The organism is Dyadobacter sandarakinus (genome assembly GCF_016894445.1).
In the GTDB taxonomy this organism is placed as follows: Bacteria; Bacteroidota; Bacteroidia; order Cytophagales; family Spirosomataceae; genus Dyadobacter; species Dyadobacter sandarakinus.
On the sequence record NZ_CP056775.1, the window covers coordinates 5,183,733 to 5,199,599 of the forward strand.

General features: G+C 50.8%; 13 protein-coding genes. 6 read left to right on the forward strand and 7 right to left on the reverse strand.

What is annotated here, in order from left to right; all coding sequences use genetic code 11:
• Positions 1–66 precede the first annotated feature (66 nt).
• Together HWI92_RS21390 and pdeM are read left to right on the forward strand one after the other, a co-directional pair.
• Positions 67–2,529 (forward strand): ligase-associated DNA damage response DEXH box helicase, encoded by a 2,463-nt coding sequence (locus HWI92_RS21390; protein WP_204659078.1) that lies wholly within the window; start codon positions 67–69, stop codon positions 2,527–2,529.
• Positions 2,519–3,160: a ligase-associated DNA damage response endonuclease PdeM gene (pdeM, locus tag HWI92_RS21395; RefSeq protein WP_204659080.1), complete on the forward strand. Its 642-nt coding sequence runs from the start codon at positions 2,519–2,521 to the stop codon at positions 3,158–3,160. Before HWI92_RS21390 ends, pdeM begins: the two co-directional genes overlap by 11 nt.
• Here the strand turns inward: pdeM and HWI92_RS21400 are convergent.
• From HWI92_RS21400 to HWI92_RS21420, 5 genes are all read right to left on the reverse strand, one after another.
• Positions 3,149–5,152 (reverse strand): response regulator, encoded by a 2,004-nt coding sequence (locus HWI92_RS21400; RefSeq protein ID WP_204659082.1) that lies wholly within the window; start codon positions 5,150–5,152, stop codon positions 3,149–3,151. The genes pdeM and HWI92_RS21400 overlap by 12 nt on opposite strands.
• 25 nt (positions 5,153–5,177) lie before the next feature.
• On the reverse strand, positions 5,178–5,609 hold the full coding sequence (locus HWI92_RS21405; RefSeq protein ID WP_204659084.1) for a response regulator: 432 nt from the start codon (positions 5,607–5,609) through the stop codon (positions 5,178–5,180).
• Positions 5,610–5,648: 39 nt separating this feature from the next.
• Positions 5,649–6,989: a sensor histidine kinase gene (locus tag HWI92_RS21410; RefSeq protein ID WP_204659086.1), complete on the reverse strand. Its 1,341-nt coding sequence runs from the start codon at positions 6,987–6,989 to the stop codon at positions 5,649–5,651.
• A gap of 4 nt (positions 6,990–6,993) precedes the next feature.
• Complete coding sequence (locus tag HWI92_RS21415) at positions 6,994–8,112, reverse strand: FIST signal transduction protein (RefSeq protein ID WP_204659088.1); 1,119 nt, start codon at positions 8,110–8,112, stop codon at positions 6,994–6,996.
• A gap of 105 nt (positions 8,113–8,217) precedes the next feature.
• The gene (locus HWI92_RS21420) at positions 8,218–9,561 is read right to left on the reverse strand and encodes a deoxyguanosinetriphosphate triphosphohydrolase (RefSeq protein ID WP_204659090.1); all 1,344 of its coding nucleotides are present in this window, start codon (positions 9,559–9,561) and stop codon (positions 8,218–8,220) included.
• Positions 9,562–9,728: 167 nt separating this feature from the next.
• On the opposite strand from HWI92_RS21420, the gene HWI92_RS21425 reads away from it, so the two are divergent.
• From HWI92_RS21425 to HWI92_RS21440, 4 genes are all read left to right on the forward strand, one after another.
• Positions 9,729–10,766, forward strand: a complete 1,038-nt coding sequence (locus HWI92_RS21425) for a DUF3500 domain-containing protein (protein ID WP_229248419.1) — start codon at positions 9,729–9,731, stop codon at positions 10,764–10,766.
• A gap of 112 nt (positions 10,767–10,878) precedes the next feature.
• The gene (locus HWI92_RS21430) at positions 10,879–11,523 is read left to right on the forward strand and encodes a pseudouridine synthase (RefSeq protein ID WP_204659092.1); all 645 of its coding nucleotides are present in this window, start codon (positions 10,879–10,881) and stop codon (positions 11,521–11,523) included.
• 80 nt (positions 11,524–11,603) lie between these two features.
• Positions 11,604–11,972, forward strand: a complete 369-nt coding sequence (locus HWI92_RS21435) for a YccF domain-containing protein (protein WP_204659094.1) — start codon at positions 11,604–11,606, stop codon at positions 11,970–11,972.
• A gap of 19 nt (positions 11,973–11,991) precedes the next feature.
• A complete protein-coding gene (locus HWI92_RS21440) occupies positions 11,992–12,975 on the forward strand; it encodes an NAD(P)H-quinone oxidoreductase (protein WP_204659096.1) in 984 nt (327 codons plus the stop codon).
• 13 nt (positions 12,976–12,988) lie between these two features.
• Here the strand turns inward: HWI92_RS21440 and HWI92_RS21445 are convergent, their stop codons facing one another.
• A complete protein-coding gene (locus tag HWI92_RS21445) occupies positions 12,989–13,645 on the reverse strand; it encodes an alpha/beta fold hydrolase (protein WP_204659098.1) in 657 nt (218 codons plus the stop codon).
• Positions 13,646–13,817: 172 nt separating this feature from the next.
• Complete coding sequence (locus tag HWI92_RS21450) at positions 13,818–15,803, reverse strand: TonB-dependent receptor plug domain-containing protein (protein ID WP_204659100.1); 1,986 nt, start codon at positions 15,801–15,803, stop codon at positions 13,818–13,820.
• Positions 15,804–15,867 lie beyond the last annotated feature (64 nt).

Consider the following 15,867-nt stretch of genomic DNA (forward strand, 5'->3'; position numbering starts at 1 on the left):
AAACGATCAATTAGCTTGCCTAAATTTAATTGATTATCATTTAGCACTTATAACGATAACAAATTCTTGGCCAAATCTCCCGGACATACGGTTGTTGAACAGTGGTTTAAATCAAAGAAATGGAAGTGGGCCCCTTTTCAGCAAGAGGCTGCCAAAGCATACCTTGCAGGCAAAAGCGGTCTTGTAAATGCACCGACAGGCAGCGGGAAAACCTACTCGCTTTGGGTTCCGATCCTGATCCGGCATATCAATGCCGTGGCAAAACCCTCCTCCCGTGCAGGTAAAGGATTGCAGGTACTCTGGATCACGCCCCTCCGCGCATTGTCCAAAGACCTCTTCCGGAATATGGAAGCAGCTGCGCTCGAAATGAACACTACCTGGCGCATCGGTATCCGTACCGGCGATACCAACACCAAGGAGCGCGGCGACCAGAAAAAGCAAATGCCTGATGCACTCATCATCACGCCCGAAAGCCTGCACATGCTTTTTAGCCAAAAAAATGCGTCTGAATTGTTCAAAAACCTGCATACCGTCGTTGTGGACGAGTGGCATGAGCTGATGGGGAGCAAGCGTGGTACCCAGACTGAACTTGCGCTCGCACGCCTGCGTACGCTGAATCCTGACCTGCAGACCTGGGGAATCTCTGCAACCATCGGTAACCTCGAAGAAGCGCGTAAAGTACTGCTCGGCATGCGCTTCCCGATCGAAAACTCAGTCGTAGTGAAAGCTGATACCTCAAAAAAGATTCTTGTTGAAAGTGTTTTGCCCGAGCGCGTTGAAACCCTGCCATGGTCGGGCTATATGGGCATCAGGCTGGTAGATAAAGTCATTGAAATTGTTAATAAAAGCAGCACGACGCTACTTTTTACAAATACCCGCGCAGGTACCGAAATCTGGTACCGGACAATCATTGATAAGTATCCGGAGTTTGCAGGCATTATGGCATTGCACCATGCTTCCCTCGACCGTGAAATACGCGATTGGGTGGAGGAGGCATTGCACGAAGAGCGTCTCAAGCTGGTCATCTGTACTGCAAGTCTCGACCTCGGGGTGGATTTCAGGCCCGTAGACACGGTCATACAGGTTGGCAGCCCTAAGAGCATAGCGCGGTTTATACAACGTGCAGGCCGGAGCGGCCACCGGCCTGGTGTCGACAGCCGCATTTATTTTTGTCCTACCAATGCACTCGAACTCATTGAGGCTGTTTCACTGCGTGAAGGGGTTGAAAAGAACATACTGGAAGATCGTCCGCCAATTGTACAGGCTTTTGATGTACTGGCACAATGGATGATCACACTCGCGGTAGGCGAGGGGTTTGACGAAGTTCAGCTTTTTGAAGAGGTATGTGATGCTTACGGATACCAGTACCTCAACCGGGAAGAGTGGGAGTGGCTGCTGGGCTACATCACTACCGGCAGCTCCTCGCTGACCGTTTACGACGAGTATAAAAAAGTAGAGCGTGTCAATGGGCGCTATATGGTGACCAGCCGGCGCGTAGCCCAGCGGCACCGCCTCAGCATGGGTACTATTGTTTCCGACGCCGGCATTAAAGTAAAGTTGCAAAGCGGCAAGTACCTGGGCACGGTGGAGGAGTCCTTTGCAACCTGGATGAAAGCAGGAGATGTATTTACGTTTGCAGGTATGACTGTGGAGTTTGTCCGGATGCACGAAATGACCCTTACTGTCAAAAAAGCGGAAGGTAAAAAAAGCTTCCTGGTGCGCTGGGCAGGCAGCCGCATGCCGCTTTCGTCCCAGTTGTCGGCGTTTGTGCGGGAACGGCTTTCCGATGCGCTGGACAATCCGCTCAAAGAGGTGGAGCTGCTCAAACTGGAACCGCTGCTCGAACTGCAGAAAGAGCGCTCCATGATTCCCAGAACCAGTGAACTGCTGATTGAACAGTGTGAAACGCGGGAGGGTTACCACATTTTCATTTTTCCATTCGAAGGACGGCTGGTGCATGAAGGCATGTCCATTTTACTCGCATACCGGCTGAGCCGAATCAAGCCGATTACATTCTCCGTGGCAATGAACGATTACGGGTTTGAATTGTTAAGTGACCAGTATGTGAACATGGAGGCGGTGTTAAAAGACACAGATCTTTTCTCGACCAAACACCTGGTGGACGACATTTACCAGAGCGTGAATGCGACTGAAATGGCGAAGCGTAAATTCCGCGAAATTGCCTCCATTGCAGGGTTGATGTTTCAGGGATATCCGGGTCAGAATATAAAAACAAGGCATTTGCAGGCTTCCAGCTCACTGCTTTTTAATGTAATGACCAAATATGAAAGTAATAACCTGCTGGTGGGGCAGGCTTACCAGGAAGTACTCACCTACCAGCTGGAAGAAGTACGGATGCGCAATGCCCTGAACCGCATTGCGACCCAGACAATCCGGATCAGGCAGACGGAAAAACCAACCCCTTTTTCGTTTCCGATTATGGTGGACCGCCTCCGGGAGCAGCTGACGTCGGAAAAGCTGGAAGACAGGGTTCAGAAAATGATCAAACAGTATAGTAATGCAGATTGAGATCAGAGAGCATCATTTTTTATTATTGACACAAAAAGCGGTCTTTTGGCAGGAAACACAAACATTGCTGATCGGTGACCTGCATCTGGGTAAAATAACGCATTTCAGAAAAGCCGGTATTGCTGTGCCCAACCAGGCGGCTGCAAATAACTTCCAGAGGCTCAATGAAATTGTGCGGGAAACAGGGGCTACGCGCATCATTTTCCTGGGCGACCTTTTTCACAGCCAGTACAACTCCGAGTGGGAAACATTCAGGGAGTGGCGAAATGAGCATCATTATATAGAAATGATCATCGTAATCGGCAACCACGATATTTTGCCCGTAAGCCTGTTCCTTGAAAGTGATCTGCAGGTTTATAAAGATGACTACGAGGAAGCTGAATTTGTTTTCACGCACCATCCCAAAGAAGAGCCTGTGGAAGGCAAATTTGTGTTTGCGGGCCACGTGCACCCCGTATTTACATCCTACGGCCGTGGTCGCCAGAGCGTAAAGCTGCCATGCTTTGTGGTAGACAAGTACCAGGCAATCCTGCCGAGCTTCGGGGTTTTTACGGGTGGTTTTCAAATGGATCTTGCTGTCAACCGCAAGATTTACATCACTACCGAAACCAAGGTATTTTCAGTTTGCTGAAAAACGCGGTTCCTGCCCGGAGGCTTCGAGTACCAGGTGGCGGCTGATTTCGCTGATGAGGTCGCCTGCCTTGAAAGGCTTGGTTACAAATCCGCTGAAATTGCATTGCGCAATCTCGGGTGTCTGCACCGCAAATGTATCCGCCGTAAGCGCGATTACAGGAATGTGTGCCTTGTGCAGCATAGATGACTGAATCTTTTTCATAGCCGTAATACCATCCATAACGGGCATTTGAATATCCATCAGGATAAGGTCGAAATCATTTTCAGCCAAGGCTCCCAGCAGCTCTTTCCCATTGCTGCAGATGGTATAGCCCGCCTCCCATTTTTCAAGCAGGTGTTTGAGCAGAATCTGGTTGGCGAGAATGTCCTCGGCTGCCAGGATGCGGTAACCTTTGAGGGAATGTACCACGGGATTATCTGTTTTTTCTTCCCGGTAAGAAGTATCGCCTTTTCCAAAATTAAGTGTAACCGTAAATACCGACCCCTTTCCCAGGGTACTTTCCGCCTTGATCGTGCCGTCGAGCAGCTCGGTGAGCTGGCGGGTAATCGTCAGTCCCAGGCCGGTACCGCCGAAAAACTTGTTGGCGTCATTGTGATGTGCCTGTGAAAAACTATCGAAAATAGTATTCATTTTATCTTCCGAAATCCCGATACCCGTGTCCGCTACCTCAATGCGGATATCTGCATTGTTGCCGTAATCCTTATCCAGGTGGAGTGAAATGCGCACACAGCCCTCTTCGGTAAATTTCAGTGCATTCCCTACCAGGTTGACCAGGATCTGGTTCAGCCGGTGCGGATCACCCAGTAGGATTCCAGGTACATCATCGTCTACACAAAAGAAAAGGTCCACATCTTTCTGCGTAGCCCTGATTCTGAACGTATCGACGAGGTAAGCGATCCGGTCGCGGATATCGAACTCAAAACGGTCCAGCTTGAATTTACCCGCCTCAATTTTTGAAAAATCAAGAATATCATTGAGGATCACCATGAGGTTATCCGCCGAGTACTTAATGGTATTCAGGTACTGCCGCTGCTGGCTGTCGAGCTGGCCCACGAGGAGCAGGTCCGTGAAGCCTACGATGGCGTTCATCGGTGTGCGGATCTCGTGGCTCATGGTCGAGAGGAAGTCTGACTTGATACGGGTAGCCTCCTCGGCGGCCTGCTTCGCACTTAGCAGCTCCTGCTCAGCCAGCTTGCGGCCGGTGATATCAATGGCCGTACCGAGTACCTCCTTTACTTTTCCGCCCCCATTGCGCCGGAAAGGTACTTCGCGGGTCAGTATCCACACGTCGGAGCCATCGCGGTGTTTGAGCCTGAACTCCTTTTCAACAACTTCCGAATCCCGCACCCACTTGCGCATGCGGCTGTAATGTTCTTTAAACAGGCGATGGTCCTGCGGGTCAATAATGCCCGAAAAACCATTGCCCATATCAGGTACAAGCCCATCGGTATAACCGAGAATGTTCCAGATCTGCCTGTTATGAAAAATCTCTGTCCAGTTTTCAATGTCAATGACATACATGATATTGGGCGAGAGCAGGGCAATTTTATTGATGAATGCATCCTTTTTGGCCAGCTCGTGCTCTGCCTCCACGCGTGCCTGCTCGGCAAAGATCATCTGGCTTATCGTGTGAAAAACCTTGATCAGCCGTTCGGGATTTATTTCCGATTTGGGAAAATAGTCCATTGCACCAGCCTTCATCATCTCCACGGCGATTCGCTCGTCACCCTGGGAAGTGAGCACCACCACCGGCAAGGCAGGCGCCATTTTCTTCATTCTTTTGAGCAGTTCCAATCCGTTGGTCCTGGGCAGCTGGTAATCCAGAAAAACACAGCCGGGCTCCCAGGATGTGAGTGCCGATAGTGCCTCTTCAGCATACCTGCAGGTTTTTACTTCGCCAATCTGCACTTGTGATTTCCTCACGGCACGCATGAATTCCATGGCGTCGATCGCGTCGTCTTCAACAAGGAGAACTTTCAATGGTGTCATAAAACGGATTAGAATTTTGTGAAAACTACTCGGGAAATTCGCAAAGCGTCCAGTAGGAGTTAAGGGTTGATACTGCTGAAATAAACCGGTCCATGGACAATGGTTTCAGAATGTAACCGGCTACGTTAAGGTTAAATGCATCAATTTTGTCTCCATCTTCATTGGAGGTGGTCATTACAAATACCGAGAGCAGGTTCAGCTCCGGGTCTTGCCTGATTTCCTTTAAAAATTCGATCCCACCCATTTTTGGCATATTCAGGTCGAGCAGGACAATCTTGGGTTTCGATACTAAGCCGTCGCCTGAGCGGAGCAGTTGCAGGGCTTCCACGCCATTGTTGGCTACCAGCAGGTGATTGGAAATATTATTTTTTTTAAATGCACGCTTCACATTCATGATGTCCACTTCATCGTCTTCGACAAGCAGGATCGTGAGAGGCACAGGGTTAGATAAAGACATAGCGGTACGTTGATTTTTATATGTACGAGCGGGAATGGGTTATGCGATCATTTCAGCGGCTTTTGTCTCATTGACTGGCCAGGTAAAGAAAAATGTCGTGCCTTTACCCATTTCCGATTCAATGCGGATCGTGCCGCCTTTTTCGTCTACGATCTTCTTGACGATTGCCAGTCCTACGCCCGTACTCTCCATCTCATCCCTGGCCTGCAATGTTTGAAAAATTACAAATATGCGGTCGTGGTACTCTTTGCTGATGCCCGGCCCGTTGTCACTTACATAAAATTCCAGCCAGTTGCCACGCGCGGTCCAGCCTACAGCAATTTTTACTTCCTCTTTGTCATTGTATTTAATACCATTGGAAATCAGGTTCTGCAGAATCTGTATCAGGGTGATTTTTTCAGAAATAATTTCCAGCTCCGGGTCGCCTTCCACAGTAAATGCCAGCGCCTGTTTGGTACTGAACGTCTCGCAGAGGTCGTCCACCACTGACCGTACCAGGATTTTTTCCTTGGTCGTCTTAATCCGCCCTGCCCGGGAGTAGGATAATATTCCATTGATGAATGCTTCCATCCGGTACACCCGGCCCCGCAGCAGCCTGAACTGGTCACGTGTTTCGCCTTCCAGCAGGTGGCTGATATCCTCCTCAATCCACTCCGACAAATTATTGATGGCACGCAGCGGTGCTTTCAGATCGTGGCTGACCACGTAGGCAAACTGGTCGAGCTCCGCATTGATCTTTTCCAGGTCGTGCATGTACGAATGCAATTTTCGCTCAGCCCTCACACGGTCGGTCACGTCCGAGAAAGTGCCGGTGTAGCCGATATGTTCACCGGCTGATGAAAATTGCGGCCGGAGCGAAATACCCAGCCATCTGCTGCCTTTGGTGGTGGCAATTTCAATCGTATTATGTACAGGACCTGAGCCGGGAGCAAGCATAGCGTCAATGACTTCCCTGGAAGCATTGGACACGGGAAAGCTCAGCAGGCTGCGGCCGGTACTTTCCGCTACGGTGTAGCCGGTGATCTGCTCCCAGGCATTGTTGAGGTAAATAATATGGCCCCCGGCATCCAGCTGCACCAGTACCTCGGAGATACTCGCCACAACTTCCTGCAGACGCTTGCTGGTGATAGCGGCTTCCTCCGTTTTTTCCTGGGCAATACGGCTCAGCTCCCGGTTGGCCCGGAAAAGTTCTGAAGAGCTTTGTTCAAGTATGTGCTCCACCCGGCCCAGGTCGTCCTGGTATTCCATGTAGGCCTGGTTTACGGACAGTAAAAAATCCTGCATACCCGGATGTGCGGCCAGCTCCTCGGGCAGCGATTTCCGGAGCTGGCGTTTCAGCAGGCGGTGGTAGCTGTTGTCGGGAATTTCTGTGACGGGCATAGGGCTATTCCGAGAAAGTAGTAATGGTCATGGTCTGATTGTGCAGCTCGCACTGGGAGTTCCTGCTGAATGGTGCCAGCTCTCCGTAGGAATAAAAGCCCGTCATGACCGGCGCATCCAGAACGTCCGAAACACACTCTACTTCCTCTTCCACCATTTGTTTAAGTACCAGTTTGCGCCCGACACAACTCACCAGCAATGCAAATTCCGGCTTGCTCCGCAACCCGTCCGAAGCTGCATGGGCAGCCTCTTCCGCACCATTGATGAGCCGGTCATTGTTGGCTTTCATCAGTCTTACAAAAGAACCTTCCGGGATATCCCCGGCAAACGTCAGACTTTTTTCTTCTTCATTAATCCCCAGTATCGTACGTACCACAGGCGCCCTGTCTTCACTGTCCCTCATGCTCAGCGGAAACAGCAGGCCCGAAGCAGGAAGGCTGGTTGCTTTATCGCCCAGAAAGGATTTGTATAAATCCAGCGCAGGCTGACCGTCAATTTCATAAAGAATATTTTCGGACGAACGCGTAACCAGCCGGTCGAGCCCGAAGCTGTCCCATCCGCCTCTGGACCCGAAACCGATTTCCAGTGCCCCGTAAAAACCGATGGCCGCTACACTTCCGGAAGCAATGCTGCCGTCGGGTTCGATGATGACGGTTCTGGAAAAATGTGCTCCGTCACCGGCAAGCCCGCCTGTGAGCGTGACTTCTTCGGCTATGCTTTCCTGGATGCCTCTTACAAGGTCAGTACCATTCACGGCAAGGCCGTCCGACAAAACGAAAATATGTTTGAGACCCTCCGCGGGCAGCCGCGAAACAAGCTGCCGGCCTGCTTCCATACTGCTAAACCCGGCTTGTTCAAGCTGGACGACCGAGCTGCGGACAAAGGTGTTGCTGAATTGTATTCCTGTAATGACCAGCGTATTATCCCTGACAGACTGATTGACTATTTCACCGGCTGTGGAGCAGCCCGAGAAGGTAGCATCAGGGTAAAGCCGGGTCAGCTCCATGATGATCCCGTTTTTTTCGATAAGCTCCCTGCTTCCAAAAACAAAAATGAGCTGGGGAGAAAAACTGAAAGGATTATAACTGCTTCCGTCAGCAAAAACGAACTGTTCGATCTTCATGAAGTGAGATTTATGCATTGTAATGGATTACAATTTACATAAAAGTTTTACACAACAGAATTAATTTTATGCTGCTAGGAATAAGTACTATGAGGTTATTGCTGGCTATGAAATGGAGGGAAATGAGATACCCTTGATTTTACGGAACATTTCAACTGCATACAAGTCTGTCATGCCTGATACATAGTCCAGAACGGTCTGTATTTTAGCATATTGATCCTCGCTTTTTGTAATAAATTGTTTCGGAATCAGGTCTACCAGCTTGCGGGTATAATGCGAATTATTATTCAAAAATGCGGGAATAAATTCTTCCAACAATCCACCCATTACTTTGTAGCCGGCCACCTCAATTTGCACCACGGAACTGTGATTATAAATCTTTTCACGCGATATTTCCATGATCTTCTGCATGGCAGACCGGTAGGGTTCTTCGATGGTATCAATAAGCCCCGAATTAAAGTTTCCGTCCAGGATCGTGTGCTGTTCCCTGTAAAATAATTCGGAGCAGGCACCGATTAATGTACTGATCGACTTGGCCCGGAGCAGGCTGATGCGCGCATCTTCATCGTCGATATCCTGCAGCCGCGTCCGAATGTTCGGATCGTTACAGAGGGTCGTCAGCAGGCTTTCCACTTCGTGGTAGGAAAGGATTTTAAGTCTGTGCGCATCTTCCAGGTCAATGATATTATAGCAGATATCATCCGCAGCCTCCACCAGGTACACGAGCGGGTGGCGTTTGTACACCAGCGGCGAACCCGTCACCATGTCGAGGCCGAGCTCGGCGGCGATCTTCTGGAAACCCTGCTGCTCCGACTTGAAAAAGCCGTATTTTTTGGTGTAAATGTTAGTTTTATCGTGTCCTGCCAGTGCCTCGCAGGGGTACTTTGCGATTGCGGCCAGGGTAGAGTAGGTAAGTGCGAAGCTGCCATATCCTTTGCCCGCATAAGGATGTGTGAGAATACGGAATGCATTGGCATTGCCTTCAAAATGCACCAGGTCAGCCCATTGCGCATCCGTCACCAGATCCTTGTATTTGCGCCCGTCGCCGTCAGTAAAGTAATGCGATATGGCGGCTTCCCCGGAGTGCCCGAAGGCCGGATTGCCCAGGTCATGCGCCAGGCAGGCCGCCGAAACGATGTTCCCGATCTCGCTGATCAGCGGCAGCGTGGTGTCAACCTGCGGGTTGTCGTTTCTGAGTTTATTGTAAAAAATGCGCCCGAGCGACTTTCCTACGCTGGCAACTTCCAGGCTATGGGTGAGCCGGTTATGTACAAAAATGCTTCCGGGCAGCGGGAACACCTGCGTTTTGTTCTGCAGCCTCCGGAAAGGTGAAGAAAATATCAGCCGGTCATAGTCTCTCTGAAACTCCGACCTGGCCTCGGTAGGGTCGGAATTGTACCTGTCCTCACTTCCCCAGCGTTTGGCAGAAAGCAGTTTTTCCCAAATCATTTGCAGTAGTCATTTTTGAATAAGACAAAGCTAAACCCTTTTACCATATCCGGGCCCCACGATTTACAGGTCCGCACTGAGCCCGGAATTCTTTGAAAGGTAGTTTTGGGCAGTCAGGTCCCTTTTCATTTTTGTATAAAAAGAAAAATATACCAGTGCTCACAGATATGAAAAAATCAGCCTGTAAACTGTTGCTATGCCTTTTGACGATTGTGAGTTCAGTTGCGCAGGCAGGGGACGAAAAACTGATGCGCCGGATGTCGGAACTGACCAGCGCATTCCTGGGTACACTCTCGGCAGCCCAGAAAGCCGATGCCCAGCTTACTTACGCCGACTCGGCACGGTCGGACTGGCACTTTACACCGCGTGAAAGAAAAGGCCTTCCTCTGAAAAAGATGTCGCCGGCGCAGCGTAAAGCCGCTATGGCCATGTTGCAGCTTGTGCTCAGCGACGAGGGTTACCGGAAAGCCAATGCGATCATTGACCTTGAAAATGTACTGCGCGTGGTAGAAAGCCGCCCGCCCAATGATACCTACCGGGATCCTGAAAACTTTTCATTTCTGGTGTTCGGGGAGCCGGGTACCGGTCCCTGGGGCTGGCGTGTGGAAGGGCATCATTTATCCCTGCATTTTTCACTGATTGATGGTGAAATGACCTATACGCCCAGCTTTATGGGGAGCAACCCCGGTAAAGTGCTCGCCGACGTGCCTCAGAAAGGCAAGGTAGTGTTGCAGGAGGAGCAGGAACTGGCGTTTAAGCTGCTGCATACATTAAAGCCCGACCAGCTCGGAATTGCAGTCATCAAAGACAAGGCTCCTTACGAAATGGTTACGGCCAATGCGCGCAAGGCTTCACTGGACAAAATGGAGGGAATTACGATGGCAGATCTTTCTGCTGATCAAAAACAGGCATTTACCAGTCTGATCATGGCTTATCTCAGGCGGTACCATGTTACGCTTAAAAATCAGCAGTGGCAGTCGCTTGAAAAAGCCGGCCTCGACCAGATTCACTTTGCATGGATGGGTGACAGGGAGCCGCTGATCGGAGAAGGTCACGGGCATTATTACCGCATTCACGGGCCTACGTTCCTCATCGAATTTGACAATACGCAGAATGGCGGTAATCACATTCATTCGGTTGTCCGTGATCTTACCAACGATTTCGGAGAGGATCTGCTCCGGCTGCATTATCAGAAGAGCCATTGATGTATCGGGAAATTTGTATATTCGATTAAACAAATACCTGCACTATGTCAGATAATAGCTATTTGGAATAGTTATCAAAATCCCGAACGTTTGGAGTGGAACTTTTAGCCTGATGTCACCATACCAATACTTCATTATCAACAAACCGGCCAACATGATCTCGCAGTTTGTAAGCTCCGACGAGGTCAGGCTGCTGGGTGAGCTGAATTACGACTTTCCCCCGGGTACCAATGCCGTCGGCCGCCTTGACAGCCACTCGGAAGGACTGCTTATCCTTACAAACAACAGAAGGGTTGTTAATCTGCTTTTTCAGGGCGAGATACCTCATAAGCGTACTTACTGTGTCAACGTTGGCCATATTGTTTCCGAAAAAACACTCGAACTCCTGCGTACCGGCATTACAATCCGAATCAAAGGAGGGGCCGACTATGTGACTGCACCATGCGAAGTGGAGATCATTGACCGGCCTGGCCACCTGCCTATCGTGAAAAATGAAGAACGGGCAGACATTCCCAATACCTGGCTTAAAATTACCCTCACAGAAGGCAAATACCACCAGATCCGCAAAATGGTACGGAGCGCCGGCCATCGCTGCAAGCGGCTTGTACGCACCAGCATTGAAAACCTTGAACTCGGTGACCTGCCGCCCGGCGGCGTACGCGAGATCGAGGAAACCGAATTCTTCAGATTGCTCAGAATAACAAACTGGAAATCCGCCGCAGCACCCTGTGATGTTCCCGGAATGCCGCCTGTATAATTTGCACGTGCAAACCTTGCCGCAGGTGTAGCTTTACCAGCGTTTTCTAACCGGATTTTTCACCTTAATCCTGCGGCAATATGAATCTGATTGGCAATATCATCTGGCTGGTTTTTGGCGGCTTTGTGGTTTTTCTCGAATATATGATTGCAGGCCTCGCACTTTGCATGACGATCATCGGGATTCCCTTCGGGCTTCAATGTTTTAAGATCGGGCTGCTCACTTTGTTTCCATTTGGCAAAGAAGTGCGCGAGGTTTCCGGTGGCTCCGGCTGCCTCTCCACGGTTTTCAACATCATCTGGATCTTCTGCGGAGGTATCTGGATCGCCCTCACGCACCTGGTTTTTGGAATACTTCTTGCTATCACCATCATCGGTTTACCTTTTGCGAGGCAGCACTTCAAGCTGATGAGCTTGTCTTTTACTCCTTTTGGTAAAGAAATCCAGTAATTAAGTCATTGTTTGCAGTATGAAGGCGATTGTTATCAGGGGCAGCGGAGGCCCGGATGTGTTGCATTGGGAAGATCGTCCGGTTCCGGCGCCGGGACCCGGGGAAGTACTGATCAGGGTATATGCTGCGGGAGTCAACCGGCCCGATGTTTTCCAGCGCAAAGGCAACTATCCGCCGCCACCTGGCGCACCTCAGGACATTCCCGGTCTTGAAATAGCCGGTACCATCGAGCAGTGCGGAGCCGGGGTTACTGCCTGGTCTCCCGGCGACAGGGTATGCGCCCTGCTTGCAGGCGAAGGTTATGCCGAATATGCAACCGTACACGCCGGGCACTGTCTTCCTGTGCCTGCAGGGATGGATTTCGTCCAGGCTGCCTCACTTCCCGAAACCATCTTCACGGTTTGGCACAATGTATTTCAGAGGGGAAGTCTGAAAAAAAGGGAGAACCTGCTGGTTCACGGCGGAAGCAGCGGTATCGGGATTACGGCCATTCAGCTGGGCAAAGCTTTTGGTGCGCAGGTATTTGCCACAGCGGGCTCTGCTGAGAAATGTGCTGCATGTACCGGGCTGGGCGCCGATGTGTGTGTTAATTATAAAGAAACCGATTTTGAAGCAGCCCTGAAAGATGCGGGTGCGGACGTCATTCTCGATATGATCGGCGGGAGCTACATTCCCAAAAATATCCGTCTGCTCCGGCCCGACGGCCGCCTGGTGTTTATTAATACCATGAAGGGTGGAAAAGTGCCGGAAGAGGATCCTGTGGATTTTAGTCTGGTTATGAAAAACCGGCTGATCATCACAGGCAGTACCCTCCGGAACCGCGATAATGAATTCAAAACTGCACTCACCGCCGAAATCCGTGAAAAAGTGTGGCCCCTGGTACAGGCCGGGGATTTCAGGCCGGTGATCTTCCGCCAGTTTCCTATGGCAGAAGCTTCCAGGGCGCACCAGCTGATGGAGGAAGGCTCGCATATCGGCAAGATCATGCTTGTCAATGCCTGATGCTTTGTAATGTTCAATGCAGGCGGGTGGACAGCTGCCGGTTCAGAATTCCGGATATTTCTGCTGCCTCATCGTAGATCATCAGATGTCCGCCGTCCTCGATCCACACATCCGGCTGCACGAGCCGGGGCGCAATCAGCCTGTCGCTGGTTCCGTGAATGTGGAAGACGCCGGGTACTTTCTGCCTGCGCTCCCAGCTGCTCATCCGCTTCAATGCCCATTTCAGAAAGTGACTGTCAGTATCGTGCAGTATGGTCTTCAGCAATGCTTTCAGTTCCGGCGTATTTGCCCCGAAGTATTTGTAAGTCATCCGGTTGGATGATTTTAAAATTGGGGCTGAAAATGGGCTGAGCAGTAAAAAATGCAGCAGGCCGCGGTAGAATGCAGATACAGGTATACCGACCGGCGTGCTGGAAATAATAATGATCTGATCGGGATGTATGATGTCTGCCAGCTCCGAAGCCATCACTCCGCCAAATGACAGCCCTACCAGCTGGAAGGGTTGCGTCGTATCTACCTGGGCTGCCAGCCTGTGCGCATACTGAGAGAGTGTTTCGTTCCGCTCCGGACTGATCCATTCAATATGATGCACGGTAAAGCGGCTGTCGATCCGGAGTTGGCTGAAAACCCGCTTGTCTGCACCCAACCCGCTGATAAAATATACATTCATATGCTCTGTACCCGCTGAATTCCGGTCTTTGGCGGGGCAGCAACGGAATGTTACTGCCCGCTGCAAAGGTAAATTTAAAGGCAAGCAGGATGACGATAGCAGGCAGGCTTTTACACAACATCGGACGCATTGTTTTTTATACCAAAATACGAATGCTTTCCTGATCCGGATGTTACGGTCGTGCCCACGTGAAGGCCAGCCCGCCCGAGATCCAGCGGCCCGGCATGGGCGAGCCCAGGAGATCACTGTATTTTTTGTCCAATGCATTATCCGCCTGAACAAACACAGACATTCTTTTTTGCAAAAATCCGTAAGCGGCCCGGGCATTGAGCACAAAGTAGCTTTTGCTAATGACCGCCTCAATGGCCGACACTCCGCGCGCTGCCCGCTGCTTGTATAAACCGTTGATGCTGAATGTAAAGTTACCTGCCGAGTAGATCGCCGAAAAGTTGGTCAGTACCTTAGCATGGGACGAAATGTAGAAGGACAGTACCTGCTCGCTGCTGCGGCTGTCGAGCCAGGTCAGGCCGGCATTCAGCACCAGCGTTTGCCGGTCAGCAATCCGGGATATAGTTTGCAGATCCACTTCAAAACCTGTGGTATTTACGTCCGCTATGTTCCGGGCCAGCCCGAAAGTGCCCGAAGGCGAAAGGTTTTCCTTGCGCGGCATGGCGGCATAGGGAGTACTTACATAGTCGATAATGTTGTCTTGCCTGCGCTGAAAGAACGTACCTGAAATTTTGAGCTGGTACGCATTGCTGCGGTTCAGAAACCAGTCGGCACCCGCTTCGTAGCTGAACGACCGCTCGGCTTTCAGGCCGGGATTTCCCACGTTGCCGCCGGTTACCAGCGCCTTATTGTAATTGTTGAACCGTTCCGTAAAGTCCGCATCCCGGATGGTTTTTCCTGCACTCGCCCGCAGTTGCCAGCTGTTTTTCCTGAACGAAAAATTAAGCTGCGGTACCGCTTCGGTGCCGATGTTTTCACGCCAGTCAATGCGCAGGGAAGGACTGAAGGTGACAAATTTCCCTACTTTCTGCGACAAGGAGACAAATGGTGCCAGCTGGCTCAGCGAATGGTTTCCGCGGTCATTGGAGGAAATACTGCGGTTCTGAAAATTAATCCCGGTGCTCAGTGCCGTACCTTTTCCCAGTTCCTGCTGCCAGGTAAGCAGTCCCTGCCAGAGCTGCGACTTACTGTTGTTGGCAATCGCATGCGGGTTGAAAAGGTACTGGTCACGAACAAATTTATAGCCCGCATCCAGCCGCAGGGTAGTCCGGTTTTGGCCGTAGGCAATTTCCAGCTGGTTCCAGGAGGTTTTCACCTTTTCACTTGCCGTATCTGACTTCAGTACGGTATAAAAGTTTTGGGCGGCAAAGTCGCGGTGGTCGTAGGAACTCCGCGCGGCTATTTGCCAGGCAGGCGAAAGTGCATACCGGATAGAGGCGGACGCTGTATGATTATGGAAAAAGCCGCTGGTACCCCGTTGCTGCACACCGTCGGCATTGTTGGTCAGCAAGCCCGCAGAAGCTGCCAGCTTATTTTGTTTGTAAAAAACACCTGCCTGGGCATTCCACAGTCCATATGCACCGGCACCAGCCTGTGCCTGGGTATTCAGGCTGGCAGGTGCGTCTTCACCGGTGAGTTTGGCAGCGAAAGTTTTGGATATTACATGGATGACCCCACCTACGGCATCGGAGCCGTAAATGGCCGAAGAAGCGCCTTTCAAAACCTCAATGCGTTCAATTTCGGAGGGGGCGATGGGAATGTAGCTGTTGAAATGCCCGGTATTGGGATCATTGAGGCGCATACCGTCCAGGATTACAAGTACCTGCTGAAAAGTGCCGCCGCGCAGCACAATGTCGCTTTGTGAGCCTTGTGGCCCGCGTGCCTGCACCTCCACGCCCGGAATGTAACGCAACATTTCGTCCAGGCTGTGTATGGGCAGGTTTTTGAAATATTCACCTTTGATCACCGCCATATTACGCCCGGTTTCGGAAGCGCGTTTTTCAATGATCGAGGAAGTGACCGTCACCGGGTCCAGCGACACTTCCTGGGCGGCGGCATTTTCATTTTTAAGTATTGTAAAAAAACAAAGACAGCAGGCGGCAAAGTGCAATGCACGGACGGACTGCCTGTTTCTGTAAAAGGACTTCATAGCGGAACTGTGCTGATGGTTGGCTTGCAAATGTATTATCTTGCCGGACCGTTTAAATGATCCG